Annotated in this window: 1 rRNA gene; it reads right to left on the bottom strand. The window is 52.0% G+C overall.

Features of this window, described 5'->3' with window-relative positions:
* Nucleotides 1-2827 (bottom strand): 23S ribosomal RNA (locus KU854_RS24605); the annotation flags it as partial.
* Between the last annotated feature and the right edge of the window lie 93 nt (nucleotides 2828-2920).

The raw sequence follows: 2920 nt of genomic DNA, 5'->3' as shown, positions 1-2920 counted from the left end.
CCTATCTACGTCGTAGTCTCCAACAACCCTTTAGAGAGCTTATAGCTCTAGGGATGACTCATCTTGAGGCTCGCTTCCCGCTTAGATGCTTTCAGCGGTTATCGATTCCGAACTTAGCTACCGGGCAATGCCACTGGCGTGACAACCCGAACACCAGAGGTTCGTCCACTCCGGTCCTCTCGTACTAGGAGCAGCCCCTCTCAATCATCCAACGCCCACGGCAGATAGGGACCGAACTGTCTCACGACGTTCTAAACCCAGCTCGCGTACCACTTTAAATGGCGAACAGCCATACCCTTGGGACCGACTTCAGCCCCAGGATGTGATGAGCCGACATCGAGGTGCCAAACACCGCCGTCGATATGAACTCTTGGGCGGTATCAGCCTGTTATCCCCGGAGTACCTTTTATCCGTTGAGCGATGGCCCTTCCATTCAGAACCACCGGATCACTATGACCTGCTTTCGCACCTGCTCGAACCGTCATTCTCGCAGTCAAGCGGGCTTATGCCATTGCACTAACCTCACGATGTCCGACCGTGATTAGCCCACCTTCGTGCTCCTCCGTTACTCTTTGGGAGGAGACCGCCCCAGTCAAACTACCCACCAGGCACTGTCCTCACCCCAGATAATGGGGCCAAGTTAGAACATCAAACATACAAGGGTGGTATTTCAAGGTCGGCTCCAACGCAACTGGCGTCACGTCTTCAAAGCCTCCCACCTATCCTACACATGTAGGCTCAATGTTCAGTGCCAAGCTGTAGTAAAGGTTCACGGGGTCTTTCCGTCTAGCCGCGGGTACACAGCATCTTCACTGCGATTTCAATTTCACTGAGTCTCGGGTGGAGACAGCGTGGCCATCATTACGCCATTCGTGCAGGTCGGAACTTACCCGACAAGGAATTTCGCTACCTTAGGACCGTTATAGTTACGGCCGCCGTTTACTGGGGCTTCGATCAAGAGCTTCGGTTTAACCCTAACCCCATCAATTAACCTTCCAGCACCGGGCAGGCGTCACACCGTATACGTCATCTTTCGATTTTGCACAGTGCTATGTTTTTAATAAACAGTTGCAGCCACCTGGTATCTGCGACTGCCCATAGCTCCATCCGCAAGGGACTTCACCGCGGGCAGCGTACCTTCTCCCGAAGTTACGGTACCATTTTGCCTAGTTCCTTCACCCGAGTTCTCTCAAGCGCCTTGGTATTCTCTACCCGACCACCTGTGTCGGTTTGGGGTACGGTTCCTGATAACCTGAAGCTTAGAGGCTTTTCCCGGAAGCATGGCATCAATGACTTCATCACCGTAGTGACTCGACATCGTGTCTCAGTGTATAGCGTCCCGGATTTGCCTAAGACACCCACCTACGCACTTGAACCTCGACAACCGTCGCGAGGCCCACCTAGCCTTCTCCGTCCCCCCATCGCAGTTATCAGCAGTACGGGAATATTAACCCGTTTCCCATCGACTACGCCTTTCGGCCTCGCCTTAGGGGCCGACTTACCCTGCCCCGATTAACGTTGGACAGGAACCCTTGGTCTTCCGGCGAGGAGGTTTTTCACCCCCTTTGTCGTTACTCATGTCAGCATTCGCACTTCTGATACCTCCAGCAGCCCTTACAGACCACCTTCAACGGCTTACAGAACGCTCCCCTACCCAATACAATAAATTGCACTGCCGCAGCTTCGGTGTATCGCTTAGCCCCGTTACATCTTCCGCGCAGGCCGACTCGACCAGTGAGCTATTACGCTTTCTTTAAATGATGGCTGCTTCTAAGCCAACATCCTGGCTGTCTGAGCCTTCCCACATCGTTTCCCACTTAGCGATAACTTTGGGACCTTAGCTGGCGGTCTGGGTTGTTTCCCTCTTCACGACGGACGTTAGCACCCGCCGTGTGTCTCCCGGATAGTACTTACTGGTATTCGGAGTTTGCAAAGGGTTGGTAAGTCGGGATGACCCCCTAGCCTTAACAGTGCTCTACCCCCAGTAGTATTCGTCCGAGGCGCTACCTAAATAGCTTTCGGGGAGAACCAGCTATCTCCGAGTTTGATTGGCCTTTCACCCCTAGCCACAAGTCATCCGCTAATTTTTCAACATTAGTCGGTTCGGTCCTCCAATTGATGTTACTCAATCTTCAACCTGCCCATGGCTAGATCACTCGGTTTCGGGTCTACGTCATGCAACTCATTCGCCCAGTTAAGACTCGGTTTCCCTACGGCTCCCCTATACGGTTAACCTTGCTACATAACGTAAGTCGCTGACCCATTATACAAAAGGTACGCAGTCACCCCACAAGGAGGCTCCCACTGCTTGTACGTACACGGTTTCAGGTTCTATTTCACTCCCCTCACAGGGGTTCTTTTCGCCTTTCCCTCACGGTACTGGTTCACTATCGGTCAGTCAGGAGTATTTAGCCTTGGAGGATGGTCCCCCCATCTTCAGACAAGATAACACGTGTCCCGTCCTACTCGTTTTCACGTTAAACAAGCCGTCGTGTACGGGGCTATCACCCTGTATCGCGCCACTTTCCAGAGGCTTCCACTAACTCATAAAACGCTTAAGGGCTAATCCGGGGTCGCTCGCCGCTACTGCCGGAATCTCAATTGATTTCTTTTCCTTCGGGTACTTAGATGTTTCAGTTCCCCGAGTTCGCCTCCACACACCTATGTATTCAGTGTGGGATACTGGCTTATGCCAGTGGGTTTCCCCATTCGGAAATCCCAGATTCAAATGGCTGTTACTGCCTTATCTGGGCTTATCGCAAGTTACTACGTCCTTCATCGCCTCTGACTGCCAAGGCATCCACCGTGTACGCTTAGTCACTTAACCATACAACCCCAAGAGGTTTCGTATGTTTTCGTTTGCTTTCACTTTTTGAAAGTGAAGACAAAACAGCAACCAAGGTTGTTCTTAACAAGAACA

The sequence above is a fragment of the Enterovibrio paralichthyis genome (genome assembly GCF_019209835.1).
GTDB classification, from domain to species: domain Bacteria; phylum Pseudomonadota; class Gammaproteobacteria; order Enterobacterales; family Vibrionaceae; genus Enterovibrio; species Enterovibrio paralichthyis.
The sequence above is the reverse complement of the archived record's forward strand: the minus strand, read 5'-3'. Positions and strand labels throughout refer to the sequence as shown.